This window comes from Roseovarius sp. A-2 (genome assembly GCF_002072155.1).
GTDB lineage: Bacteria > Pseudomonadota > Alphaproteobacteria > Rhodobacterales > Rhodobacteraceae > Roseovarius.
This window is the reverse complement of the sequence record NZ_BDIY01000028.1, coordinates 12,953-36,922: the sequence shown is the minus strand read 5'-3', so window position 1 is coordinate 36,922 and position 23,970 is coordinate 12,953. Positions and strand designations below refer to the sequence as shown.

The 23,970-nt window shown below is 60.7% G+C and carries 28 protein-coding genes; 3 read left to right on the top strand and 25 right to left on the bottom strand.

Going from position 1 to position 23,970, the window contains the following annotated elements:
• Nucleotides 1-485 precede the first annotated feature (485 nt).
• The 3 genes from BHD06_RS20390 to BHD06_RS20375 all read left to right on the top strand — a co-directional run bounded on the left by BHD06_RS20390 (nucleotide 486) and on the right by BHD06_RS20375 (nucleotide 3,469).
• On the top strand, nucleotides 486-1,055 hold the full coding sequence (locus BHD06_RS20390; RefSeq protein WP_176214432.1) for a tyrosine-type recombinase/integrase: 570 nt from the start codon (nucleotides 486-488) through the stop codon (nucleotides 1,053-1,055).
• Between the two features lie 446 nt (nucleotides 1,056-1,501).
• Nucleotides 1,502-1,792, top strand: coding sequence for a hypothetical protein (locus BHD06_RS20380; protein ID WP_080458806.1), 291 nt, complete (start codon nucleotides 1,502-1,504; stop codon nucleotides 1,790-1,792).
• A gap of 327 nt (nucleotides 1,793-2,119) precedes the next feature.
• Nucleotides 2,120-3,469: a DUF6538 domain-containing protein gene (locus BHD06_RS20375; protein WP_176214431.1), complete on the top strand. Its 1,350-nt coding sequence runs from the start codon at nucleotides 2,120-2,122 to the stop codon at nucleotides 3,467-3,469.
• On the opposite strand, the gene BHD06_RS20370 is transcribed toward BHD06_RS20375, so the two are convergent.
• The 25 genes from BHD06_RS20370 to BHD06_RS20260 form a co-directional block, all read right to left on the bottom strand.
• On the bottom strand, nucleotides 3,438-3,647 hold the full coding sequence (locus tag BHD06_RS20370) for a hypothetical protein (protein ID WP_176214430.1): 210 nt from the start codon (nucleotides 3,645-3,647) through the stop codon (nucleotides 3,438-3,440). The two genes, BHD06_RS20375 and BHD06_RS20370, sit on opposite strands and share 32 nt — an antisense overlap.
• A 54-nt stretch (nucleotides 3,648-3,701) precedes the next feature.
• Complete coding sequence (locus tag BHD06_RS20365) at nucleotides 3,702-4,550, bottom strand: metallophosphoesterase (RefSeq protein WP_080458803.1); 849 nt, start codon at nucleotides 4,548-4,550, stop codon at nucleotides 3,702-3,704.
• Nucleotides 4,547-4,723, bottom strand: a complete 177-nt coding sequence (locus BHD06_RS23900; protein ID WP_176214429.1) for a hypothetical protein — start codon at nucleotides 4,721-4,723, stop codon at nucleotides 4,547-4,549. Before BHD06_RS23900 ends, BHD06_RS20365 begins: the two co-directional genes overlap by 4 nt.
• 68 nt (nucleotides 4,724-4,791) lie before the next feature.
• Nucleotides 4,792-5,055: a hypothetical protein gene (locus tag BHD06_RS20360; RefSeq protein WP_080458802.1), complete on the bottom strand. Its 264-nt coding sequence runs from the start codon at nucleotides 5,053-5,055 to the stop codon at nucleotides 4,792-4,794.
• A complete protein-coding gene (locus BHD06_RS20355; protein WP_080458801.1) occupies nucleotides 5,052-5,456 on the bottom strand; it encodes a hypothetical protein in 405 nt (134 codons plus the stop codon). Before BHD06_RS20355 ends, BHD06_RS20360 begins: the two co-directional genes overlap by 4 nt.
• Complete coding sequence (locus BHD06_RS23895) at nucleotides 5,453-5,602, bottom strand: hypothetical protein (RefSeq protein ID WP_176214428.1); 150 nt, start codon at nucleotides 5,600-5,602, stop codon at nucleotides 5,453-5,455. The genes BHD06_RS20355 and BHD06_RS23895 overlap by 4 nt, the downstream gene beginning before the upstream one ends.
• Nucleotides 5,603-5,645: 43 nt before the next feature.
• On the bottom strand, nucleotides 5,646-5,924 hold the full coding sequence (locus tag BHD06_RS20350; protein ID WP_080458800.1) for a hypothetical protein: 279 nt from the start codon (nucleotides 5,922-5,924) through the stop codon (nucleotides 5,646-5,648).
• Nucleotides 5,924-6,478 (bottom strand): N-acetylmuramoyl-L-alanine amidase, encoded by a 555-nt coding sequence (locus tag BHD06_RS20345; protein ID WP_080458799.1) that lies wholly within the window; start codon nucleotides 6,476-6,478, stop codon nucleotides 5,924-5,926. Before BHD06_RS20345 ends, BHD06_RS20350 begins: the two co-directional genes overlap by 1 nt.
• Nucleotides 6,479-6,530: 52 nt before the next feature.
• Nucleotides 6,531-9,125, bottom strand: coding sequence for a hypothetical protein (locus BHD06_RS20340; protein ID WP_080458798.1), 2,595 nt, complete (start codon nucleotides 9,123-9,125; stop codon nucleotides 6,531-6,533).
• Nucleotides 9,122-10,786 carry a hypothetical protein gene (locus BHD06_RS20335; RefSeq protein WP_080458797.1) on the bottom strand — a complete coding sequence of 555 codons (1,665 nt, stop codon included), beginning with the start codon at nucleotides 10,784-10,786 and terminating at the stop codon, nucleotides 9,122-9,124. The genes BHD06_RS20340 and BHD06_RS20335 overlap by 4 nt, the downstream gene beginning before the upstream one ends.
• Nucleotides 10,783-11,331 (bottom strand): helix-hairpin-helix domain-containing protein, encoded by a 549-nt coding sequence (locus tag BHD06_RS20330; protein ID WP_080458796.1) that lies wholly within the window; start codon nucleotides 11,329-11,331, stop codon nucleotides 10,783-10,785. Before BHD06_RS20330 ends, BHD06_RS20335 begins: the two co-directional genes overlap by 4 nt.
• Entirely contained in the window at nucleotides 11,331-12,749 is a 1,419-nt protein-coding gene (locus BHD06_RS23235; protein ID WP_139784814.1) for a glycine-rich domain-containing protein, read from the bottom strand. The genes BHD06_RS20330 and BHD06_RS23235 overlap by 1 nt, the downstream gene beginning before the upstream one ends.
• Nucleotides 12,746-14,287, bottom strand: a complete 1,542-nt coding sequence (locus BHD06_RS20320; RefSeq protein ID WP_080458795.1) for a hypothetical protein — start codon at nucleotides 14,285-14,287, stop codon at nucleotides 12,746-12,748. Before BHD06_RS20320 ends, BHD06_RS23235 begins: the two co-directional genes overlap by 4 nt.
• Before the next feature lie 4 nt (nucleotides 14,288-14,291).
• Entirely contained in the window at nucleotides 14,292-14,489 is a 198-nt protein-coding gene (locus BHD06_RS20315) for a hypothetical protein (protein ID WP_080458794.1), read from the bottom strand.
• 44 nt (nucleotides 14,490-14,533) lie between these two features.
• Nucleotides 14,534-14,965 carry a hypothetical protein gene (locus BHD06_RS20310; RefSeq protein ID WP_080458793.1) on the bottom strand — a complete coding sequence of 144 codons (432 nt, stop codon included), beginning with the start codon at nucleotides 14,963-14,965 and terminating at the stop codon, nucleotides 14,534-14,536.
• Complete coding sequence (locus BHD06_RS20305) at nucleotides 14,962-15,717, bottom strand: hypothetical protein (protein WP_080458792.1); 756 nt, start codon at nucleotides 15,715-15,717, stop codon at nucleotides 14,962-14,964. Before BHD06_RS20305 ends, BHD06_RS20310 begins: the two co-directional genes overlap by 4 nt.
• Nucleotides 15,718-15,760: 43 nt before the next feature.
• Nucleotides 15,761-16,183 (bottom strand): hypothetical protein, encoded by a 423-nt coding sequence (locus BHD06_RS20300; protein ID WP_080458791.1) that lies wholly within the window; start codon nucleotides 16,181-16,183, stop codon nucleotides 15,761-15,763.
• Nucleotides 16,176-16,646 carry a hypothetical protein gene (locus BHD06_RS20295; protein ID WP_217805700.1) on the bottom strand — a complete coding sequence of 157 codons (471 nt, stop codon included), beginning with the start codon at nucleotides 16,644-16,646 and terminating at the stop codon, nucleotides 16,176-16,178. Before BHD06_RS20295 ends, BHD06_RS20300 begins: the two co-directional genes overlap by 8 nt.
• Before the next feature lie 29 nt (nucleotides 16,647-16,675).
• Nucleotides 16,676-17,248 (bottom strand): hypothetical protein, encoded by a 573-nt coding sequence (locus tag BHD06_RS20290; protein ID WP_080458789.1) that lies wholly within the window; start codon nucleotides 17,246-17,248, stop codon nucleotides 16,676-16,678.
• 69 nt (nucleotides 17,249-17,317) lie between these two features.
• Nucleotides 17,318-18,361, bottom strand: coding sequence for a major capsid protein (locus BHD06_RS20285; protein WP_080458788.1), 1,044 nt, complete (start codon nucleotides 18,359-18,361; stop codon nucleotides 17,318-17,320).
• A gap of 11 nt (nucleotides 18,362-18,372) precedes the next feature.
• On the bottom strand, nucleotides 18,373-19,281 hold the full coding sequence (locus BHD06_RS20280; RefSeq protein ID WP_080458787.1) for a head maturation protease, ClpP-related: 909 nt from the start codon (nucleotides 19,279-19,281) through the stop codon (nucleotides 18,373-18,375).
• A 38-nt stretch (nucleotides 19,282-19,319) separates the two neighbouring features.
• Nucleotides 19,320-20,903: a phage portal protein gene (locus BHD06_RS20275; RefSeq protein WP_080458786.1), complete on the bottom strand. Its 1,584-nt coding sequence runs from the start codon at nucleotides 20,901-20,903 to the stop codon at nucleotides 19,320-19,322.
• Nucleotides 20,903-21,163: a hypothetical protein gene (locus BHD06_RS20270; RefSeq protein WP_080458785.1), complete on the bottom strand. Its 261-nt coding sequence runs from the start codon at nucleotides 21,161-21,163 to the stop codon at nucleotides 20,903-20,905. Before BHD06_RS20270 ends, BHD06_RS20275 begins: the two co-directional genes overlap by 1 nt.
• 53 nt (nucleotides 21,164-21,216) lie before the next feature.
• A complete protein-coding gene (locus BHD06_RS20265; RefSeq protein WP_176214427.1) occupies nucleotides 21,217-23,250 on the bottom strand; it encodes a terminase gpA endonuclease subunit in 2,034 nt (677 codons plus the stop codon).
• On the bottom strand, nucleotides 23,222-23,773 hold the full coding sequence (locus BHD06_RS20260; protein WP_080458783.1) for a hypothetical protein: 552 nt from the start codon (nucleotides 23,771-23,773) through the stop codon (nucleotides 23,222-23,224). The genes BHD06_RS20265 and BHD06_RS20260 overlap by 29 nt, the downstream gene beginning before the upstream one ends.
• Nucleotides 23,774-23,970 lie beyond the last annotated feature (197 nt).

The following is a 23,970-nucleotide window of genomic DNA, read 5'->3' as shown; positions in this document are numbered from 1 at the left end:
AAAAGGCCCCATTCCGCCCTTGATCGGCAGACGCCTGACGACGCATATTGGGTAGGCTTGGAACAACAAGAAGCAGCATGAAACCTAAACCCGATACACCTTAGAAAAGCTGCAAACATGTCCGAAAAGGTGGGACCACTTCAGCGAGCATGACTGAGGATTACATTAAGTTAATTGAGGACCGTTACGACCAATGGCAAGATCGCCAATCGGCGACTACGAGAATCGTAGAGGTACACACAGATCAAGAGATCGACTACTCAAATATCGCTGGGCAGTTGAAACAGATGGCAGGCGGATGTTGAAATTTGCGTCCCAGCTAGCAGCTAAATCTCCGACACATCTATCTCCTCGGCCGTCCGGGCTACAACATCCCGAAGGGTCTTATCTCCGCCAACTTCGCCAAAGACGTCATTCCCAAGCGTCGCCCGCGCGACTGCGCATATGCCAACCGTCCCTGGACCATCGAGGAGCGAGACACCGTCTTGGGCAAGGCGAAGCCCCATGTGCGCGTGGCCCTCGCCCTGATGATGAACACGGGCCTCGACCCGTCCGACGCCTTACGATTGCGGAATGATCAGGTGGATGACGGCACGATCTGGGGCGTGCGCGGTAAGACAGGCGAAGAGGTTGCGATTCCGGTCAGCCCGACCCTTCAGGCCGCGCTTAACCGCATGCCTAACCACGACGCCGAAACTGTGCTCTCAAATTCGCGCGGCGAAGCGTGGACTTACAACGGCTTTTCGACTGTTTGGTACCGCTTCAAAACCGCCCTTGAGAATGAAGGACTTATCGAAAAAGGCCTGACCCTCAAGGGCTTGCGGCACACGGTCGCCACGACATTGCGCGAAGCGGGCCTCGATGAACGCCGCATTGCGGACCTTCTGGGGCAGAAAACACCGTCCATGGCACGGCACTATTCGCGCTCTGCGAACCTTGCCGACAAGAACCGCGAGACTATGGCGACATTGGAAGAAGAGAACCGAAGGCGGGCCGAAAGTGTCAAACCTTCGCAGAAAAGCGTCAAACCTGACCGAAACAAGGATCAGCCATGAGCAGAAAATACAATCATATCAGCTTGTTAAGTGGTGCCCGGGGGCGGAATCACTCGCGGGCCGTGTTGTCGTTTAAGTGATTGAATATATTGTATTTCTGGTGATGTGACTGGCAGCGGTGTGTAGCAAATCGTGTAGCAAAAAGTGGAGTCCGAGTTTGGGTCGGGTGGTCGTGGGGAATAGATACCTGGTATCGGCACAACACACCACCGGCGCGGCCGATCGCCAGGGAGAAAGACCATGGGAATGCATAACGACATGCGCCCCTGCTCTTCGTGCGGTGCGAACCGCAACGCTGAGAGCATGGACTGCACCGATGGCGTGTGGACTTGCGCGGCGTGTTTTCATCTCTCCGACGAAAGCACTCAAAAAATCTTCGATGACGCAATGGCGCCATTCCAGCCCGGGTATGACCATGGCTATTTCGGCGTCAGGAAGGTGAAGACATGACTGACGACCCCACCCCCGAACAGATCAAAGCCTTTCTCGATGACCTGGCGCGGATCAGTCTGCGGCATGGTGTCGTGATTGAAGACTGGGAGGAGGCGGAGGGTCTCTTCGCCGCAATCCGACCGATGGAGGACGAGTTTCGTGGCTACCGCTCTGTGCCGGCCGACGATGTTATTTGGATCGGCGCTCGCTGGAGTGGAAGCAGTGTGAAGGGTGATTGCGAAAGCATCGACCTCACTCAGCTCTCCGCCCACGAGCGGCTGGAGATCATGGGAGGGCGGTCGTGATGCAGAAGCCAAATCTCGACGATCACCTGGCAGCAGCAAAGTTCTTTGCCGACGCGCCAATGATGCCGTGCGCATACTGTGGCAGAGAGATGACATACAGCGATCCCAAAAGGCGACCGACAAGAGATCATGTGTGGCCGAAGAGGGTTCGATGCGTCGAGTCTGGGCGCGCCGGGACCGTGTGGTGCTGCCACGATTGCAATGAGCGGAAAGCGGATAAGCTTCCATCAGAGTGGCTGCAGAGCATGAGGGACCGCGATGCCCAATGAATTGATCCCCCACCGCCCCGATGCTACCGCTCTTGTTGCTACACAAGAGGGAATCGGAATGGCTGGACTGGCAAAGAGAGGAGACACATGGCACCTGCGCATGCGGGTGCCGAGGCGGTATGCGTCTGTCGAGAAGCGCAAGGAGTTGCACCGGTCGCTGAAGACCGGGGACAAGAAAGAGGCCCAGGGCCGGCTCGCTGCGGTTGAAAGCCAAATCCTCGCAGAACTCGACGCGAAGCTCGTCGGCATGGATACCCCCGGCACACGCTCGCATTATGAAGCAATCGCCCGCCTGACGACCGCCCGCGGCTTCGGATACCGAACCGCGCAGGAGCTCGCAGATGGCGACCTGGGCGACATTCTGCGCCGCGTCGATGCGCTCAAAGCCTCGGGTGACGCGCCCACCGAAGACGCGGCTCAGGCTCTCTTGGGCGGCGTCGAGCGGCCGCGTGAGACGCTTGGTGAAATTGCCGAGCGGATGCCGGAAATGTTTCCCGCAGAAGTTCGGGATAAGAACGCCCGCCAGCGTAGCACATGGGAAAAGAGATGGACCCGACCGGCCGGCAAAGTGACCGAGCTCCTCGGTCGCGACCCGGCGCTTGAAGACATATCCCGGTCGGACGCAGTCAGTCTCCGTGACGCCCTGCAAGACCGAATCTTGGAAGGCAGCATGAAGGGTGCAAGCGCACAGAAAGATCTGCAGAACCTGAACTTGCTCTGGAAGAAGTACCACCAGCACTTGGGCGTTGATCTGGCAGAAATGCCACCCAGCCCATTCCGCGGCCTCGGCGATGGTATGTCTCGACTTGACGAAGACAGTCGGAAGCCCGAGGTGCCGCTCGACGTCATCGAGCAGATCTTGCTGCCTGACGCCATGGAACACATGAACGACGAGGAGGCTGACATCACGCGAGTCCTTGTCGAGACCGGCGCGCGGCAATCGGAGATCACCGATCTTCCGCCTGGATCAATTTGCATTGATCACCCGATTCCGCACGTATGGATAAGGTTTGAGCGGGCTCCAGACGGTGAGGAGTATGCCAGGGAGTTGAAGAACAAGGCGACCAAACGGCAGATCCCATTGGTCGGTGTGGCGCTCGCAGCAATGAAACGCCACCCGAACGGCTTCCCTCGCTACCGCGGAAAAGGCACCTATTCAGCCGCGGCGAACAAGTCGCTGCGCCGATACCTGCCGGACGGAGTCACGATCGGCGGGCTCCGACATTCATTCGAAACTCGCTTGAAAAATGCCGGTGTGGACTCCGACGACCGAGCCGAGCTCATGGGGCACAGCGTGCGCCGTGCCCGCGGTCGTGAATGGTATGGCGACTCCATGCCGCTCGAAAAACGACTGGAATACCACGAAAAAATCGCGATCAAGCCCCGGCGCGCGCTGCCCGCTCCTTAGATATCCGGCGGGCCCGCTCGATAGCGCTTTCCTGTGCGGCGACGGCTTCAAGCTCTTTTTCAAGGCGCTCAAACAATGGCAAATAGGCCGCTCCATCTGGGCGGTCAGCCACCATTGCGGCGACGAATTCGTGGGCGGCGGCGAGGCGGGCAAGGTCTGGTGTGTTCTTCATTTTCACCAGATCGGACCCTTTTTTCGAGCGCGGAAATTTCCAAGGGCAGGTATTGCGTGATCAGGCATAGGACGCGTCCTGACGATCCTGCGCGGCCTGGGCGCGGCGCTGGCGAAGCTCCTGGGCATAGGCGCCTTCGCCGTAGCGTTCGAGCACATGATCGTAGGGGATCTGCTGGATGTTGAACGCGCCATCGCGGACATCGGTCAGCATGATCAGCCCGGACCACTCGTGCTCTCCCGTGCGATGAGGAGGTTTGAAGCATCCGGCACATAGGGCCGAGATCGTCCTGCCACCCAGGACAGGCTGCTGGTTGTATCCGAAGCTGTGGGAATGCCCGAAAACGCAGCTCCTGTGCGTCTTGTTCAGAATCGTGTTCACCAAGGCGGGGCGTCGGGACACTCCTGTCGTGAAGTAGTGTGAAAAAAGCACACCGAGGATATCGACCGGCTTCAAAAATGGATGCCAGATCCACCCCGCATCCTCGCTCTCAGCTTGCAGGAAGTCGTGGCCGAGGAGATCGGTCTCGGGATACCTGCGCCACCGTTCTTCGTGATTTCCTTCCAAGTCTATCCACACCGGCTCGTGAATGCGCTCTTTGTGTCTGCCTCTGCGGTGACGCTCATTTGCGTGGCGCGTGGGGCCTGAAATCCGATTTAGAATTTCCGTCCTGAAAAGTGCCTCTTTTCTGACTGCTTTTCCGTCGAACGCCGCAGCAGCTTTCATCTTGTATGGTGAGAGGGGGTCCATGTCGGCGAGGTCACCGAGAGAGAGCACGATGTCAGGCTTTTCGTCCCTGGCGAATTTTCCGGCGGCGTCGTAGCGGTCGATGTCCGACGCGCTTTCCGTAGATCGTCCGTGACTGTCCGGGATTACCAGGATCTTCTTGCCGAAGCTGGGCACAATCACCGCGCACACTCCTCATGCTGAGGACCAGCGAGGGCGGCGCAGTCCAGGATTTTGTTGACGCGGGAGAGCTGATCGGACGCGAAACCGGCGATCGTGACATGCAACAAGGCGGCGAATACTGCGGCGGCGAATGCCGCCGAAACCTTACAAGTCTTGATGCTTTCGAGGGTCATTGGATTCCCGGCTTTGCGTTTCCTTTTCAAGCAGATAGGCAAAAAAATCCCGCATCCAAAAACGGAGGTTATTTTTCTGTCTGTCGCTCGATGAAACGGCGCACGGCGTTGAGCTTTGATCGACAGTCGGCGCCGGCGGCTTCGAGTATGACGATGTACTCTGCGACCGCGCGCTGGGTCTCTGCGTCTGGCACGACGGGCGCGGACTCGCACTCGAGGAGCAGAGCGGGCGGCGTCACGAGCACGCGCTCGGGTGGTCGCTGAACGGGCTCGCGCGGCGATGAGCAGCCTGCCAGGGCGACCAGGGCCAGGATTGCGACCAGGGCTCTCATTGGCGCTCTCTCAGCGCGTCGAGCGCGTCGGACAAGACCGGTGCCACCGGTGCGTCATCGGAATCTGGCGCACTGCGGATCGCGTCGATGATCTCCCGGGCGTCTGCGGCGCGGGCTTTTTCCGCATCCCGCTCGACGCGTAGGGCTTCCATCTCTGCGGCGTGCGTCTCGCGCTCAAGCTTGAGGGCCGCCTGGGCATCGACTGCGGACTGCTCAGCATTGACGGCGCGGCTTTCGAGGGCTTGCATATCAGCGGCCTGGTCTCGAATGCGGTCAATAGACAGCCACGCGAATGCGACGGCGGCCGCGATCAGGAGGATATTGAGGATGCCGAACCGGTTCGCGGCGCGTCCGAAAAGAGATGCGACCGGGGCGGCTATGATTTTCAGGATTCCGATCATTTCTTGTTCTCCCAGCTTGCGCCGAACGCATAGGAACCGATCGTCGCCATGAGGTTGATGAAGGACATCGTGAGTGCTGCTTCTGCGACGCTATCCGCGCGACCGCTGTATAGGACCCAAGCGATCACGCCAGCCGAGAGGGCCATGTTTGCCCATATCGCCCGTCGCCTATTATCCCAAGAAAACCCCTCATTTTTCATTGTGAAACACCGCTGTCAGCAGGGATTTCAGCTCGTCGAACCTCTTGTCCATCCGGTCTTCGAGCTTCTGAAGGTGATCGTGTGAGACATATCGATTCGCGACTTCAACGCGGAAGTCGCTGTGGTCGCGCTGCAGTGTGTCGAGCTTTGACTTCGTTACGCTGTGATCGTCCCGGTGCGACTTGACGATCCAACCCACCACCGCGATGGAAATGGTCACACCGGCGCCGAGAACCCAAACCAGGAGTTTGAAGGTTTGATCATCCATCATGCGCTCTCCCGTGCAGCCTGGTAAATTTCCCTGGCGAGCTCTTCTTTGCGCTTGTCAGCGACGATGCAGTCATTGAAATTGCTGCCAAAATACGGCTCAATGAGGGCTGCTGGTGCGCGACCGGTCCAGAGGCTACGCCAGCCGCGGCCGCCGTTGCGCTCGCGGACTTTCACCCCGGCGTCTCGCAGGCCCAGCGCGGAAACCTGGGCGGCTTGCAAGCGCTCACAAAGCGCGAGGCTGCCTGCGGATCCGCTCGAGAGAGTCACTGTGTATGAAGCTGCGGACGATGCGCTCGCGTTGAAGTGCAGCTCGATCGTGACATCCGCGCCCCACGCGTCGGCCCTGGCATAGACATCTTGAATCTGCTTTGTGTATCCGAAACCTGATTGACGCCGAAAAATGCGAATCTCGGCGTCAGGGTCGCATCCTGCATGCGCCCGGATCATTTCTGCGAGGTGGCTATTCCACTGAAACTCGCTCTTGCCGTCAGTGACGCGGACTGCGCCCTGGCTTTTGGCATTGTGCCCGATGATTATTGCGATTTTGCGCATTTCCGAGATCCATTTCCTTTACTGGAATATCGGTCCCGAGATGCATGTTCGGCTAGCTAAGCTGTCGAATGTCCGTGACAATGTGAGCCATCGGAATCGAGACAGACCATTCGCCGCCGTTGTCCGCGTGATACAGGTCGCGAGATGACTCAGACCACCCGATCCAGCGACCAGAATCCAGCGCGACCAGGCGACGGTCACCGGAGGTGGCGGATACCGGCATTGCAGCCAAATTCGTCCAGCTAGTCAGGTCTCCGGAGCGCGAAACATGGCCCGCGGGCGTGGTTGCAATCCAGGATTGCGTGCGGGCCTCGTACGCGACCCAGGATCCGGCATCGCGTGTGCCGGCAAGGGTCAGGCCGGCGGTGGCGATGGCGTGCAGCTCGCCGTTCGCAAGGACGGCCAGTGGCGACTTCCTGGCGTGGATTTGCGATACGCTATCGGTGGCTGTGTGGGTTGCCCAGGTGGCGCCATTGTCTTCCGAAATCGCAATATCCTGACCCGAGGATAGGATGAAGGTTTCGCCCTGTGCCGCGGCTTTCTCGGGCGCAAATGGAACTGCGCCAATTCTCACTGCGGCGCCATTCTGAAGCTCGAAAAAATTTTCCGAGGTGAAGATGAGATGGCGCTTCCCGGCCAGGTCTGTTGCCAGGGCTTTCACCGCAGAGGGATTATCGACGGCCTGCGCGGCACGCACGTTGTCGAAATAAACAGGCTTTACCGAAATCCCGCCGGATCCGGAATTGTCGATTGAACGCAGCACGATCTCGACATCGCCGAACGGAAATTGCGGGATGTCGATCTGCAGGGTTTCCCAGACGCCGGATAGCGTGCTCGACGCGGTGTATACTTTCCCGACTGGTTCAAGTTCTCCAATGCCAACAGGGTAAAATCCGGTGTTTCCACCGGTCGGATCGCGGTTCGCGCTAAGCAGTATGGAGTGGTCGCCATCTGACTGACTACTGGACCTTTTCAAGCCATACGGAAGCGCCCAACCCTCCGGCATTGTCACAGAGACCTGCTCACCAGGACGCGAAGAATTCGTGAGTACGATCGTGGTCTCTATTCGCAGTGCCGCAGGGTCAAAGTCAACAAAGACCAGGCGCGATTTTGCGTCTGCAAGGCTTGTCGCTTGGCCGTAATTCCCAGCGACGTCTCCGATCCAGATGCCGTTACCATCCTCGTCATCGAATGTAAGCTCGATGCGCTCTTGCGCGTTAAACCTCGGATTTTCGAATGCCCGTTCTGAGAAAGCTTCGACAAAGAAAAGACGCATAGCACCGAGCCGCCGAAGGGGGTCCGAAATCCGCCATGAGTCAATCGGATCCGAGATCCTGTACCCTTCTCCAGCGTCATCCTTTTCAGGCTTGAGTTGGAGACCGGAAGCGGGCGAGAATGTCTGCCCGTCCCAGCCCGCTTGCACTTCAAGCTCAGCAGCCGCGCCAGCAGAAGCAAACGCGTCAGCGAGAATACGGAAATTGCCGCTCTCACCGCCCGTCGTCGTTATTTGCTGCGAAACTTCATACTCACCGCTGCCGGAAAGGAAGTCAGGACCGAGGTAGTATCTCCCGCCACGCTGCGGCGGCGAGGTCGTGTCGAGGACCAGGGGCGAGCCAGATACGATCGACCACGGCGCGAGTTCGCCGCTCTCGAAATCCCCGTTCGGGATAGCGACCTCGGAGACATCCGTGGCGTCGATTTGGATCTGCTCGAAGACACCGCCACGGAGAGCATGCACTTCGCCGGCGGTGTTCGCGATAAGGATCCCACCATTGGAGATGGCAGAGTAATCGAAGGTCACGCCGGGCGCGGGGAAATAGGCCCATGTCGAGCCCGCGTTCGGCGAGATCGAGACACCCGTCGTGTGGAGCGCGATCGCCTTGCCATCTATTTCCAGCTCAGGCGGCTGCTCGGGAAAAATTGGCTCGCCGGTCTCTGGGTCCGTGTAGTCATTGTCTGGCGGGCTTCCAGCGTCGGTGCCGTCTTCTCCCGGGTCCTCCGGCTCCGGGTCCGGAGCATTTGGGTCTTCGTCGGAATTCAGCGGATCGCTCGACGCAACGCCAGCCGCGACGATCGATGCCCACCACTCTCCGGTTCGCTCGAAATAGACGAGCTCAAACAGGTCGGCCGTGCCCGCGGGACGGGGGTTTTCCGGCGGTCCGGGCAGCTCGTTGAGCGTACGGACGGCGTCCGGATTTGCCGGGTCTGCTTCGGAAAGTGCGTAGCCAGCACGCCCCCATTTTACTCCCGCCGGCCAGGTCACAGTGCTGTCGCTTGCGGAAAAAATGAGCGCAGTCACGCGCCATGCCCGCTGGCGGTGAGATCCGTCGGATAGTCGCTGGTCTTGCGGAGGAGCTGGCGGCTTTTCCAAAGAGACGTTGAGTGAGCCGTTTGCACGCAGTGTGTAGACACTGAATTCACCCGTCTGGATCGCGCCAGCTTCAGAATACCGGGCGGTCTCGGAACGTGTGCGAAGCTCCAGGAGTTGGTGGATGGCCTGGTTGAGATTTTTGTGCCCGCGCTTATCTTCACCAGCCGGACCCGCCGCCCGGATCAGGTTGCCGGATTCACGGTCACCTGCGGGCTCGGGGCGAAAGCCGTCCAGAGGCTTGAGCCCCTGGGATGCGATGCGGCGTTCATAGTTCATACGGTGGCCTGGTCTGGTATTGCGATAGTGCCGGACGGCGTGACGGTGATCTCATGCTCGAGCTCAACAGCCGGCGCCGGCGTCGTTTTGATTTCTACGCTTGTCTCTGGAATATCGGTCCCGGCGTCGAACGCCGCTTGCTGCTCCGGGCCTTTGTTTTTGATCTGGACGCTTGCCCTGGCGCCAGTTGATGGCGCGCCGCTGGTGTCGATGTCCAGGTACGCATCGTCTGAGCCGCCATTTCCAGGACACGCCGCGATCGTGCCGCGAATTGTGAATCTGTTTTCACCAGACCATTCCAGCGTGTATTCGACCAATCGACCGGCGATCGTGCCGCCGGGGATCTTGGGATGCGTGAGCGTGACCTGGCAGTCTTCAGTGACGCTATGCGGGTCCGGCATGCGTGCTTCGAATGACACGCGCACGCAGCGGGAGGCGATCCTGGCGCGTGCCCGAACACGCTCCAGGGCGTGATCCAGGGCCGCCTTTCCGCGGGTTGTCGAGAAGAAGGAAAATGTGCGCCGTGCGTCGATCGATGCAGCATCTCCGATCAGCACCCAATCCGCCGGGCCTCTCTCCAGAGTGGATGTGTGATCGCGGCGGGCGCGGTAAAGACTTCCGCCGTCGACAACCTCATCGCCTTCTTCGTAATCCACGCCAGACCGCCATGCCGGCGCATCGCTACGGCTGATGTCGTTGAGTGTGATGTCCTCAACCTCTTCCTCGTCGAGCGTGGCGCCTACCTGGAGGCCAGCCGGAAGCGTGAATGAAGCGGTCTGAACGCGGGAGACTTCGCCGGAGTATGTGAAGGCGAGCGAGGCTGTCATGGGTGCGATCTCACCGATCCGGCGAAATTCGCCCGCATCGATCCAGGCCGGGTCGAGTTCATCCGCGGCGACGGCTTCAATGCGCTCGACCTGCTCCCGCTGCGGGCGATCGAAGGCGTCGAGCTCCTCGGCGATGCTCGACTCGGACACGCGGAATCCGGTCCCGATCACTTGGCCGAGAGTGGGCCAGGCGTTGATGAGACCTTCAGGCGACATGGTGGTCAGGTCGCGGGTCCAGGCCGGATCCGCGATCGTCTGCTTGATGAGCTGGCGCCAAGCTACAGTGAGTGATACTCCATAGTTTTTCGCAACCGGCTCAACATCATACCGGATGCTGTCAGCAAGGGGTTTCAGTTCGAGCGTTGTTGCGCCGGAGAGCGCGTCGACTGCCGCCACCCCGCCACCCGTGCGGCTGTATGCGAGAGTCTTGGAGTATCCGGTAAGGACCTCGGCCGGGTCGTCCTCGGCGCCGAGGGGCACGAAGAGAGCATCGTAATATGGGGGCACCTTCAGGCTCTCTGTGAGATCTGCGATCTGGTCGTCGATGTCGTCTTCCCGGGCGATCGCTTCCAAGGTGATGGTATCTCCAACCGCGCCGCGGGGCACGTATGAGAATCGGCCAGCGAACACCAGTCCGCCAGCGTCCGAAAGGAATACCCGGGCATCAACCAGGCTGGAAAGCGGCGTGCGAGGATTACTGACCTCGAGCGTGACGCGCGCCAGGCGGTTGTCGCTGTGGTCGAGAGAAAGGCGCAGGACATCGAGATCGCGCCGGCTGTGGACGGCAGGATCGAAGGCTTCGGAGTCGGGTGTGACGGCGACGTAGAGGGTCATTCCGGAGTCCTGACAAATGCGTTCGCCCAGGCATCGACGGTCGCCTGGCCAAGGCCATCGACGCGCTCAGCGAGATCGGAGAGGCTCCGATATGCACCGCGCTCTCCCATCTCAGCCAGGATCGCGGCAGCCGTTGAAGCGCCTACGCCGTCCAGTTCCTGGAGAGAGGTTTCATCGGCAAGGTGGATATCGAGGTGCCAGGCTTGCTCGACCTCTTGCCACTCCCAGCCAGTTCCTGGAGGAGCAGCGTGCGGCGGCTGCCATGTGCCGTCTTGTTCGAGTGTCCAGGAGGCGTGCGGCTGCGGCTCGTGAAACAGCTCCAGAGCTTCACTGTAGATAAAACCGACGCCGGGAAAGCATCCGCGGATGGTTGCGTTGTAAGATGCGTGGCGCGCCAGTCCTGGCTTGCCGAGGCCATTGAAATATTCGGTCATGCGCTCGTCAGTCGTGCGCGTGTCGCCGCTGAATGCGGGATGCTCCAGGTGGTCCGGGGCGGAGAAGACCCCGTACACGACGTCATTTTCGGTCATTGCTGCGTAGCCCATTAGACTGCCCTCCGATATGCGATGATGACGATGCCGGAGCCGCCCGATCCCGCGGCACCGTAATCCGCGCCACCGCCACCGCCGCCGGTGTTTTGCGCGCCGTTGCCGGCGGATGAGCCGCCGGAGGCTCCCGTGCCGCCGCCGCCCTGGCCACCTGATTGGGGCGTGTATCGTGACGAAATCCCAGGCGAGCCTCCGCCGGCATACCACTCTTCGAGACCGGTCCGGCAAAAGACCTTCAGACCATCACCGCCTTTTGCTCCGGTGAACTCAGAAGTATGCTCGGAAGAAAGGCTTGTCGCACCATCACGCCCGGGCTCCGAGGCTCCTGCGCCGCCACCGGCAAGAAGATACGAGCTTGATGCCACGCGGCCTGCACCGCCGCGGTGACCATTTTCGAGAGTACCGATGGCATTTCCGAACGGCGGGCCGCCGGTTAGGGCTGAACCAACTCCGCCTCCTCCGCCTCCGCCCGGCCCCGGAGAGCCGGTTGTCGTGCCACCAGCTCCACCGCCGAGAGCTTGGATCCCGAACGCCTCCGAGGGGCTACCATTCGAACCATTGTTGTTTCCAACCGCACCTGGCCCGCCGGCACCGACCTCGATCGAATATATGCCAGGCTCCAGCCAGATGCGAGTTCCGTCGGGATTGCGCAGTCGGCGAGCCTGACCCGCTGAGGCTCCGCCACCTTTAACATTGTCGGAGTCGTGCCGTGCGCCGCCTCCGCCGCCGGCAATAACCCATCCGTCTTCCAGATAACCGGCCTTCGTGACGGTGAAAGTCCCGGACGAAAGGAATGTGTGCGAGCGTATCTCGATGCCATCGGAGGCGGTGTAATCCAGGATGTCGCCGCCGGTGGCTTCCATGATGTCGATCGTGATGGCCGCAGCCGGCTCCACAATCTCCACCGCCTCGTCCTCTTCCGTGACCAGCGTCCATGACACACGCGCCTTGCCCTCAGTCGCGCGCTTGTCGAGCGGCGCCGTGACTTTCACGCCGAAGATCGGGCGATACCGGACATAGACGGCATCGGGCACATTCACGGTGCGGCTCTCGGGAGACGCCAGGACGGTGCCATCGACGGCGTGTGCGGTTACTGTCCCGGGCACGGGCTCACGGGAAAGCGTGAGCACGCCGCCGGCCTCGGTCATGTAGTCAGGGCTATGGATCGTGAGCTCGTCGCCCTCCCAGAGATTATCCAGGGCGGGCGCGATCTGGTCGGAAACCGAAATCGTGACCTCGAGCTGCCGGAACGCGGGATCACCGAGCGACACCAGGCGGCCGTCGATCGTGCGGGCCGTCTGCGATGCCGAACGGATAGGCCGCGTGGAGATGTCCGCCCAACGGTAGGAGCCCGGCGGAAAGGGGATCTCCAAGCCGTTGCTGCGGAAGATGCGGAGTTGCGTCTGGAAGCTCATCGGTTGTTCCTCGGCGTGGATGTGGGCGAGGTTCGGCCGCGGAGACGCTGATCGCGTTCAAGGGAGGTGGCGACATCCTCGGATGCGCTCATCGAGTATTCCCGACCCTCGATGATCAAATTGACTGGCCGCCCCTGGATCGCTGCCTGGCCCTCGGGCGTGGCGGCAAATGCGCGGGCGTTGCGCTCAGCCCTGGCGACCGACCCGATGCCTTGGATGTTCGCTACAGTTCCACCCGCGAATGACCCGACCGCGCCCATGATCTGCACCAGGGGGATTTTCTGGACAGACTGGGCGATCTTCTCGAATGCCGTGAGAAGGAACTCGGCTGCCGGGATCACGATATCGGTGAAAACCCTACCGAGAACCTTGGCACCCTCGGCGGCATTCAGCAGCCAACGGTTCTGCACATCGCCGTCGCGCCCCTCGAGGATAGCCAGGAGATCCTCAACAACGCCCAGAACCTTCTCGGAAAGCGTGCCAGCGAACGCGACCAGGCTGTCACGGTTGCGGTCGATGAACTCGCCGACCTTCTCGAAAGACTGCGCAAAAGCATCGAAAAACGGCGCGCTGGCCTCCAGTCGCAGGCCGCGGAAACGCTGATTCAGATCGTCCAGGCGGTCATTGAAGCGCTCAGCAGCCTCGCCGGCTTCGTCGGTGACGACGATGCCAAAGCGGCGAGCGCTCTCTTGGTAGTCTTCGATGCCCTTTCGGCCGATTGAGACCAGCGTAGCGAGGTCAGGACCGGCTTTTGCGCCAAGAATTTCCGCTGAAGATGCCGTTGCCAGACCGCGGTCTTCCATGACGCGCAGAGCCTCAACAACATCCGTGAAGACCTCGATCGTGCTTCGGCTATCGCCACCCGCATCACGCACCGCAACGCCAAGCTTTTCGAATTGCTCCGGCTTCTTGCGCATGTTCACGTCGATGTTCTTGAGGGAACGCAGCAGAACCTCGAAACCCACACCCGACTGCTCAGCCGCGAATGCCAGGCCGGAAAGCTCTTCCGTGGCCACATTTGAGCGGCGGGATGCTTTCCGGAGCTGATCCGCGAAGTCTGCACTGTTTGAGATGCTGGCAAATGCTGCTGCGCCCGCGCCGGCAGCCAGTCCGGCGCCGATCAGGGCACCGCGAGAGCCGACGCGTAGAACGTCCGACGCGGAGATATTGAGGCCCTTGAGCATCTTCTTCACACGGCCGGTGACGCCCTTGAATGTGTCTTCCGTCGAGCGCCCAATCGACTTGTTGATGCGCTCAATTTTCGTTTCCATCGTCTTCTGGGCGCGGGCGATTTCCTCGGCGGATGCAACGCCGGAAGTCTTGACGGCCTCGAATTGATCCCGAAGTTTGGCGATCTTCTTGTCAGCAACGCTCTCGGACTGAACGCCGAGGCCACGCAGGGCCTTCTCGGACTCCTTACTGGCCTCTTCAGAGGCCGGGCCGACTTTTTCGACTTCGCCGGATAGCTTTTGAGCACCTTTAATCGCCCCGGCAACGTCCGATACGAAGGCAACAACAAGGGGCTTTTTCTTGGCCATTTCGTCAGTCCATTTCGGAGAAATCTATAGTGGGGATTTCGTCTTCCGGGGTTTCGGCGTCGGGATTCAGGCTGTCGATGAAGCGGTCGAAGCTCTCATTCGTTGCCTGCGCAGCGCGTGCGATGTGCGCTTGCATGCGCCAGTTCTTCAACTGATCCGCTTGTCCCTCTTCATAAAACGCGACGCACTGATGCAGCGTCATGTCATAGGGGTCGTGGTTTCGACGAATGAGTCCGTCGAAAATCCTCAGCCAGGCTCCGACGACTCCCCGGCTTCGTCCAGGGTCTCCGCCGCCGTCTCCATCCACTCGGCCACGACGGCCAGGAGCTTTCCCCGCAGCGCCTCCGGAACCCCGTTTTCGAAGAGCGCCGTCAGGATTTCGACCTCTTCTGCCAGACTGAAATGCGCGGCGCGCACGGTCTCAGCGTCTTCACCCGTGGCGATCGTCAGGAGCTTCTCCAGGATCTCGGGTCCAGAGTCAGATACGGCGGCCAGAAGGCTGGATAGGCGGGTATCGGCGGCACCCTCGAGTGCATCACCGAACGCCTGTGACTTGGACAAGAGCCAGCACAGGTCCGCACCAGTCGGCGCGAAGATGTCGAGCACCCCATCACGGAACGTTATGCTGGCGACAGGGATGGATGCCGGGCTGATCTTTACATGCTCAGAAAGCTTCATCCGTTCTTGACCTCCTGGAGGATGCCAAAGCGCTCACCTTCCGGCTTGCTTGCGTCTTCGATAACATCGAAGGTTATCGGCACGGTGGCCTTATCAGAGCTGTCGCTGTGAAGCGTGAGGGCGCCGTCTGGGTAGATGCGGACCTTCGCGGTATACTTGAAGCGCTTGCCGCCGCGGGGCTGGCGCTGGACAACCATGAGGTGCCCTTCGATGCCCTCGGCTGCGGAGAACGCCCGCAGCACCGATTGATCGTCACCGGCCGTGATCTCGGCGCAGTCGTATACCAGATCGAATGTGGTCTGCGCCGTCACGAACGTCAGTGTGCCGGCCTGCGCGTCGAGCTCATAGTCCGTGCCTTCAACGAGTGGATCGGTTCCATCTGTGAGCGTTACGACGGACACATCCAGGCGACCGAGGTCGAACACAGAGCCTTTCACGGCGGATCCGGTAAGAGTGAGGCCAGACTCGGCGGCTTGCGTGAGATCGCCGCGCTGCGCCATGACGGCGTATGCGACATTCCTCGCACCAGTTTCTCGCAGGACCGCGGTGCCGGTGGCCTTCTGCTCGGTGACGTCGGTATCCGCGAGCGTACGAACGCCGGTGATTGCCGAATAGATGTCTTCCCGCGAAACCTCGTGGTTCACGTTGAGGCTCTCGGTATGGCCGAGGGTGATGTGATAAGCTTCGCCGGTGAGCTGGAAATAACCTTCTCCAGCCATCGCGCGGACATTTTGGATATTCTTCAGGCTCATGCCGATACTCCCGTTCAGTTACAGGGAATATCGGTCCTTTGAGTTAATCCCGTTCGATCTCGCACTCGATTTCAACAGAGAAGCCGGCGAGGCCAGGGCGACCCTCGATCTCTTCTTTCTTCTTCACCAGGCCAGGACGAGATCCACCGCGCACCAGGGACAAAATATTGCTGTCGCGGATGGCTGTTCGAAGCGTCGACCAGTGCCCGGAAAGCGTCGATCGGATCGTGAGCGGATCATCGGCGCGCACCCAGACCTCGATGACCGGCGCGATCCGCCATGTCACATCCCAGGCTTCGCGTGGCATGCCTTCTTCGTCGATCAACTCTTCATCTTGCGTGTGAACGACCACCAGGGGCAGCTCTTCTTCGTCGAAGTCATAGGGACGGTCGATCTCGACAGGCAGGCCGAGACTCTGCGCAACGGAAACCACCTCGTTAACCACGGCATCTGCAGCATCAGCCATTTTCAATTTCCTCTTCAATCTGGTCCAGGTAATCGTCGAAGTGATCTTCGGCGATGTCGGAAAGACGCTTTGATTTCGATACGGCGCTTCGTTTGACGCGCTTTTTCAGGATTGCGATCGGTCGGGCATCGTCGCCCTCGCCGGCGTAAATAAGGGGTGCGCCATCACTTCCAGGGGCGATAAAAGATCCCTCCTGACCCCGAGTCTCGGAATCGAAGTCGATCCGAAGCATGCCGCCACCCTTTGCCTTTATCTCGGCGCCGTATTCACGAACCCGGGCATCAGGGCCAGAGTCTTTCAGAATCAGACTGCCGGTCTTCTTTGCGACCTTTGGCTCGATCTGTTTCTTGCGGATGCGATCGACACTTCCCAGGGCGCGCTTGGCTTTGGTAGCTATCTTTCTTCCGACCTTCCGGCCGGCTCGCTTGCGCGCATTGAGCAGGTCGCGCTCATAGTCCTTCACGAAGCCGTCCGGATCCCACCCTTTCAAACTCATACCAGCACCTTCACCATTCCCAGGCCGTCATTCATCACGCGCGCGGCGCGCCTGGCCTCGCCGTCGACAACCACCACAGATCCGGGCCGCGCGCCGGCGGCATCCTCGGCCCGGATCGCCACCATGATCCTGGACACGACCACACGGCTGCCGTCATCGCCGATCTCTTCGACCTCCACGGACGGGTTCACATGCGCGGGGATCTCGGCGCCATCCAGCGTGACGGTCGCATCCAGGGGGATTTCCTGGCTCGCGTCATAGACCGGTAGGGCCACTCCATTCAGGCGCACCAGGGCGAGGTCGGACAAGCCGGGCACGCCACTATTCATCACCCTGTCGATGCGGTATTCCGTGCCATCCGTCAGCGTCAGGCGGCCGCCGCGGCGAACCAGGGCATCTCTCAAGATGACGCCGGAGCAGTCCGAGGCGATTAGCTGATCACGCCGGCTTGTCTTGAACGCCTTATCAGCTTCCTGGATCGCCGCGCGCAGCTCGGCAGTATCCACGCCCCGCGAGTAGGTCGCAGGAACGGGGCACATGGCGTCGAGAAAGTCTTCTGCGATGGTCATCCAGGGCTCCAATGAAAAACCCCGCCCCGGTCAAGGGGCGGGGCTGTTGGCGGGGTCAAGGGTCGGGCCTTATTCTGCCGGCGTGGTGTTGTCGCCGTAGCAACGCTGGACCGCTTCGGGGCGCAGGTTGACCGGAAGCGGAACACTCGAAAGCTCCCACTCGGCGCCTTCGCCGAAGTCCTGGAACGGATCGTTCTGGTTCTTCGGAATGACATAGCGCGGCTCGCCGGGTTCATTCGTGAAGCCCAGCTTGTCGCCGGAACAGAAGTCGAGATCGAACATACCGGGGATACCCATCGGAGCGATGATGACTTCGTCGGCAGCGATACCAGGACCGCGATACTCGACATGCTCGATGCCAGCAAAACGCACGGAGTCGAAGCTGTTCGAAGACAGGAACGATCCATCATCCTTCCGCTGGAACGCATCCCGGAGCTCAGGGTGATCCTGGAAGTCTTCCCAGGCATCGGAGCCGTAGAAAGCAACATGGCCCGTGGGGATCAGGCCGCCGAGACCGTTCCGGATGTTTTTCAGCGCGGTGCGGAAGCGGCCGCGAAGAGCGCCCATCTCGGGATTTGCTTCGCGCAGGAGAAGGTCGACATAGCCAGGCTGTGCGACACCAAACAGGCTCGGATAGTCCGCCTCCGGGGTAACGCCGTCGGTCGGGTCCATCACAATGCCCTGAAGGGCCTGGATGCACATCTCTTCGACGGTGTAGTCCATGTTGGCGAACTTCTCGGCCAGGCCCTGGTCGACCAGACTGTTCAGGGACTCGAGTGCAATCGCGTCACCGGACTGAAGGCCGGTCATCCGGACACCGTCCATCTGGGCGGGCGTGATGACGAGCTTGTCGCCGATTTTGATGCCGTTCTTGGCGTATGTGTCGCGCGAACGCGTGGATACCTGTGCGCCAGCGGTCGTGCCGCGGGCAACTTTCGGCAGACGGGTCGTGCCGAAGGATTCACGGTCGATCTGGACAGTGGGTCCGGCGATCGAACGCTCGCGGAACAGCCGGCGTGCCAGCGTCTCCACGAAGGGTGTCTTCACTGCATCGTTCGCCCGCGTGGTGAGCTGCGCGGCAGTGAAGTCAGAGTTGGAAAAGATGGTGCTCATCTATTTGCCTTTCAGACTTTGCGCTTGTTGAGTTGCTCGAATACGCTCACGCGGACGCGAGGCGCTTGTTCAGCCGGTGCGTCATCGCGCGCCGTGCTGACCGCGGTGTCAGCCGCGGATTTCAGACCCTCGACAACCGGATCCGGCTCGGGGGCGTTCTCTTTTTCGTCTTCAGGATCGGCCGGAGCCTCTTCCTCTCCGACCATGACAAGCTCGGAAATCTCTTCCGGAGCATTGCGGAATGCGGCGAGCGTGTCGGCACGAACGCATGCGGCAACTTCCACAGCGTCCAGAGTGCTGTTTGCCAGTCCAAGAGCCTCGGCCTCCTGGGCCGTCAGCCAGGTCTCTGCCTTGACCAGGGCTCCGGTATCTTCGGCGCCCTCTTCGAGTTCACCCAGAGTATCGGCGCGCTTGCGATCGTACTCGGCGATCATCTGGCCGGCGAGCTTGGAGAGAAGCGTGGCGGTAGCGGTGTGGTCGTCGGCAGAACCAAGAGTGATCGTCCAGGGCTCGTGGATCATCATCATGCTGTTGGAGTGCATGACCGTCTCATCGCAGACCACGGCGAGGAAAGATGCCATCGACGCGGCGAGCGCATCGACTTGACCGATCGTGTGGGCGTTCATGCCGCGGATGAAGTTGCCGAGGGCATATCCCTCAAACACATCACCGCCAGGGCTGTTGATGCGGAAACGGATGGTCAGGTCTTCGGAGTCGATATCTTTCAGCGCGGCGATCACGCGATCTGCGCGGATCTCCCAGCCGACCTCTCCATAGAGCCAGACTTCGGTCTCACCGCCATCTTCGGCAGCAGCCTTGATCTCAAAGCCGGCCGCCTTCGGACCGGATGCAGCACCGGTCATCTCGCGGTAATCCGCAAGCGACACGACATTGCCAGGGCGTTCGATTTGTTCGGACATGCTTTGCTCGTTCCTTTGCTTACCGGGAATATCGGTCCTTATTCCGCCGCCCGTTCGGTGAGCGCGCGATATTCGGAAATTTCCTCTTCGGACCAGCCGAGATGCTTTTTGATCATTCGGCTCGTCCAATGGTCGGGGATCGCCGCGACGCCGGACTCGATATCCTTCACCAGGTCATCGAGACGCTCACGGCGCACACGGTCCGGATCGTCGCCGCGCTTACGGATGACGTCGCTACCAGTGATCCACCCGCGATCCACTTCGACGCCGTTCGCCTGCGCGTCCTGCAGCTTGTGAAGCTGCGGGATTGGCTGGCCCACCCACTCAGGATCGAGATAATCCTCGATGGTCTTGCCGGACGGGATCTTCCAAGATCCATCTGCGACCGCCGTCCGGATCCAGGTGTTCCAGATCCGGTTCAGGAAGCGAGCGGCCAGAACCTTTCGCTGGCGTTGGATGTGGCGCTCGAACTTCGCGGCGACGGCCTTGTAGAGGCGATCGTTGACGCCAGAGAAATCGCCGAACAGGAACTCGATCGGCAGGTTCAGGCTGGCCGATATCTGCATGAGGATATGTCGCAGGAAGGGCGCGAAGCTGTTACCAGACTCCGCCGGTGCCATTTGCTTGATTTCTCCACCGGGCGGGAGAATTCCGACAGTGCCGGATTTCGGCGCAACCATTGTCTCTTCGTCAGGCGGCTCGACCTCCTCGCCGACCGAATTCTCATACTTCTGGGTCTCTTCATTCCAGAGGATGTCCCGACGCTCTTCCTTTTCTTCAGGAGTGAGGTCAGGCAGCTGGAGCCAGTAGCTGATATTCGCGGCCAGGACTTTCCGAAGAAGCTCGGCGCCGAGGTATTTTTCCAGGTCATCCAGAGCGATAAGGGCCTTCGAAAGAGCAGGCACTCCGCGGCGCTGACCGGCCTCTTCGGGCATGAAGAGGTGAGCGACGTCGCGCGCCTCGTGCTTGACCGTCTTCGGCGCACCCTCATTCATCAGCATCTGGAACTCGCCAGGATGGCGAGTGAAAACATAGTAAGCCGAAGCTACGTTGTAGTTGTCATACAGGATGCCGGAAATCGCGGAACCGTCCGGCTGTCGAAGATTTGTCCAGTAAGGAACCATCTCGGCAGCGGCCACCTGGATTTGCAGGCGAACCGGGAGGCTATCGAACTGCTCGCCCGGGCGATAACGAAGAATGCCAAACGCATCGCCGCCCACAAGCATCTCGCGGAATGCGGTGGATTGGACTTCGGAAAAGTCGACCAGGGTTTCGGCGCCGGCGTACTTCGTCCAACGACGCCACAGACGCAGAAGTTCGAGGTCATCGTCAGGGATCGAGGGCTGGAGACCCTCACCCACGACATAGTCTGTCAGGACATCAACGGCGTGCGACGCGATGCTTTGATCTCGAACGGCCTTCCTGGACATCGAAACCAAGGCGCCATGGCTCCCCCGCAATGCGGTGTTGATGCCCGCACCAGTCCCGATCGAGACGTCCTTTCGATCGCCGATCTTCTCGAGAATGTTGAGATCGCCACGCGGTGGGAACGTCGACCCGGTGCCGATCACACCATACGCGCGAGGGGCAGTCGAGCGCATCATCTTCTTCCTGGTGCTCATCAAATGGCGCTCCTGGACAGCGGGCGCAGCATCCGACCACGCGTCGCGGGAAGGGGCTTGAGCCCATTCTCGACGGCAAAGCGTCTACGGATTTCGCGCTGGATTTCATTGGCAACGACCAGCATTGCCGCCGGACTCGCCCACGACATGGACTGCCCGTTGTATGTCACGGAGAGCTTGCCATCCGCGCGCTTTTCGAGAATGCGCTTGCGAAGGGCTTTAAGCTCTTCCGTGGTGTAGTCTTCATAGAGAGATGACATGGACGATACCCCTGGTTACTGGGAATATCGGTCCTGCCCTGGCGTCTCGTTCGTCAGAAACGGCGTCGGATGCGTTTCAAGCCTGGTCGAGCTGGTCTTGTCTGTTCCGCAGTCGGCTCAGGCTCTGGATCACGGCGCGGCGCATCGGCCGCCGCGCGCTCGGAAAGGCTTTCCCTTTCATCATCGACAGTATCGACGCGAACAATCGGATCCGGCGCGAAGGTGCGACGCCAGCGCAGACCGCCCGGCAGATGCTCCATGCCGTAGGTCAGCGCCCAGGCGTATACCAGGCAGTCGAAAGGCTCGTTGCCGTCGCGGCCTTTCCCTTTCGGGCCCACCCATTTCGTTCCGCCACCCGGGACGGGATACCTTTTTTCGGAGAGCATGCGCGACACGAACCGCTCCAGTTCTGCCGGATCAGACAGACAGACAGATCCATCAATGCCGCCGACACCAAACTCGATAGCACCGCTCGCCAAGACATCCGCGATCTCATCTTTCGCGAGATCGACATCCACGGTGTAGAGAAAGTCAGACCTTTTCGCCGCAGCTTGCGGCCAGATCGTCTTACCCCTGGCGCCGTTGCCCTTGGACTGACCGCGCACCGCCACCCAGTATTTCCGGCCGGGAATCTTCCGCATCCTGGCGAGCCAGGAAACCACGCGCTGTGCATCGCCGCCATTGTGGTCGATAGCGAGGCCATCGGCTTTCCGAGGTCTCCCGTTCGTGTCCGTGAATGTCCGGGTCGCGAGCTTCTCCAGCGCATCCCAGCAGCGCGGGTCGGATTGCGGGTATTCGTCCAGCACCCAGTGACTGACCAAGAAAGGGCGACGACCAGGGCCGAACGCCCAGAGGCTTGCCTCCAGATAGCTTTCCGAACCGTCCGCGCTGCCCTTCTGCCGGTCGATGCCCCACACCGTAGCGCGAGCCCAGGCCGGCACCTCGGCATCGCCCAGGTCCGTCACCGCTTGGTAGAGCGTCTCCTCGTCGGCGGTTTCGGTGGCGGCTGCTGTCGAGTATGGTTCGCCCAGGACTTCGTTCTTGAAGTTCCGGATCTGCGCCGAAGCCGCCTCTTTCGCGTCGAGCCATTGCGCCGCGATGTGCCGCCAGGATGCTGCCGGGAAGGTCGAGTAGATCTGCCACAGATGATAACCCCGGATCGAGGCGCCGGGGTTCTCGGCAACCCATCTGCCGCGCTCGATCATCCAAAGCTTGTCGCGCTCCTCGATGACGCAACCGCACTCGCCCTCATACCAGGCGCGGATCTCTTCCCCGTCTTTCTCGTACTTGAGGCCGGGCCCATCGCCCGATGGCGTGCCGCCCCAGATGAGCTTCTGCTCCTGGCCGCAATGCGGGCACGGCACATGGTAGTATCGCTGATCGGACTGCTGGAACAGGCCGTCAATCCGACCACCCTCTGATGCCGGGGCGGTGGGCGTTGAGCCCAAGATCTGCTTCGCGTTCCAGAAAGTCGTGCCGCGGCGAGCGAGAAGGCGCAGCTTGTCCGAACCGCCAGGCTTGGGGTTCCAGGCTTCAGCGTCGATCTCGTCGCCCAGGTTGATCCTCGTCGTGAGGCGTCGGAAGTTATCCTCGGCGTGAGCGCCGCGCAGACGCAGCGACGCACCGTTGCGGAACTTCTTGGTGTGCCATTCCTCTTTCGATTTCCCGTTCGGGTTGATGTTCGACAGCTCGCGGATACCCTCGATGTCCCGGATCATCGGCATGATCTCGGAGCCCTCGAAATCCTTCGCGTCCTTCTCGGTCGGCTGAAAGAACAGGATCGGCGCCGGATCCCAGTGGATGTGATACCCGACCAGCCAATCGAGCATCTTGGTGTAGCCCAGGCGCGCAGACTTCCGGAACACCACCAGGGGCAGCGTCGGATCCGACATCGCGTCCATGATCTCTTTCTGGAATGGCAGGGTCTTCCACCGGCCCGGCTCGGCCGAGGTCTCCGGCGACAGGACGGCGTAGCGGTCAGCCCATTGCGAAAGCGTCAGGCGCTCGCGAGGCGCAAGCACATCGCGCCGCAAGACAGACAGACGGCGCCGGGCCCGGTCAAGAGTCGCCGGTGCTGTCATCTTCATCCTCCAGCCCATCCAGGCTGCGGGTCTCTGGCTTGCGCCCATCCGGCTGGTCCGCGGTCAGCGCGCCCAGGGTCTCTTCCAATTCATCGGTGAGAAAGGCCTGGACCTCGGCAGCCTCCGTCATCAAAGACACCTTCGACGCGACCTTGGCGGGATACTGCGAAAGGCCCTGGCGAAGGGATCCGTATTCCTCAGCGATGAGGGCCTCGACATCGGGCATGAGCACGGCGTCGCCGCGCAAGATCGTCAGCTTGAGTTCGGCCTCGTCGGCGCGGGCTTTCGTCAGTCGGATCTTCTCTTTCTCAAGCCCTTTTGCGTCTTCATCCTTCGGCTGGCCCTGGGCTTTCACGAACTCGATGTAGCCCTGGATGGATGCGGCGAGGTCATACTTGCCGTGGCCGATCTTCTTCACGACACCATCATCGGCGAGCTGTTGGACGCGCCTGGTCGAGACGCAGAGAACATTGGCGAGCTTCGCAGTGCTCCACGATACGGTTTCGTTTTTCTCGGGATCGTCAGCCATTCAAACCTTCAAGCCTACAAGGGCTTCCACATCTTGTGCCTGGATTGGATAGAGAAGCGAAATGCGGTTTTGCGCGGCTTGTATGTCCGAAAATGCCGGGCACTCGCCCCCCTGCATAACAACACCCCGGGGGTCCAGGGTCCCCAGGGGCTTACTGTGTTGAATATCGGTCCTTTTCAGCGGAAATGTTCACCGGC